We start from the raw sequence: 734 nt of genomic DNA, 5'->3' as shown, positions 1-734 counted from the left end.
ATGGCCCGATTAAATTTATTGGAAGAGACCCGGTACGAGAAGCTACCGGTAAGCGTTTATGGCAGTCAACAGGAAGCCTCACTGGCAGTAGCCGCCCGCATTGCAGCCCTGATCCGTGATAAACAATCACGTGGCGAAAAAGCTGTGCTCGGTTTGGCTACCGGTGTTACTCCTATTGGTGTGTATAACGAACTGGTGCGGCTACATAAGGAGGAAGGGCTTTCTTTCCAGAACGTGATCACTTTCAATCTCGATGAGTATTATCCCATGAAACCCGATGCAGCCCAAAGCTATGTTACTTTCATGTATGAGAACCTTTTCAGCCATGTTGATATTGATAAAGCCAACGTACACATCCCCGATGGTACTTTGGATAAGGACGATGTGGTGGCTTTCTGTTTAAACTATGAGCGCCAGATCGAAGAACTCGGTGGCCTTGATCTCCAGATCCTGGGTATTGGCCGTACCGGTCACATCGGTTTTAACGAGCCGGGTTCTGCTCCTAACTCGGGGACCCGTTTGGTAACTTTGGACGACCTGACCCGCAGCGATGCCGCCCGTGATTTTGGTGGTAAAGCCAATGTGCCTACCAAAGCCATCACCATGGGTATTGGTACCATTTTTAAAGCCCGCGAAATTATCCTGATGGCCTGGAGCAAGAAAAAAGCACCTATCATCAAAAAAGCGGTAGAAGGCGAAATGTCGGGCGAGGTGCCGGCTACTTACCTGCAATT

1 protein-coding gene is annotated in these 734 nt (G+C 49.3%); it reads left to right on the top strand.

Annotation, left to right across the window (positions count from 1 at the left end; all coding sequences use genetic code 11):
• On the top strand, nucleotides 1-734 hold a 734-nt coding region (locus ACTJKG_RS27735; RefSeq protein ID WP_440741038.1), incomplete at both ends, for a 6-phosphogluconolactonase.

This window comes from Mucilaginibacter sp. 22184 (genome assembly GCF_052045695.1).
Lineage (GTDB): Bacteria > Bacteroidota > Bacteroidia > Sphingobacteriales > Sphingobacteriaceae > Mucilaginibacter.
The sequence above is the reverse complement of the archived record's forward strand: the minus strand, read 5'-3'. Positions and strand labels throughout refer to the sequence as shown.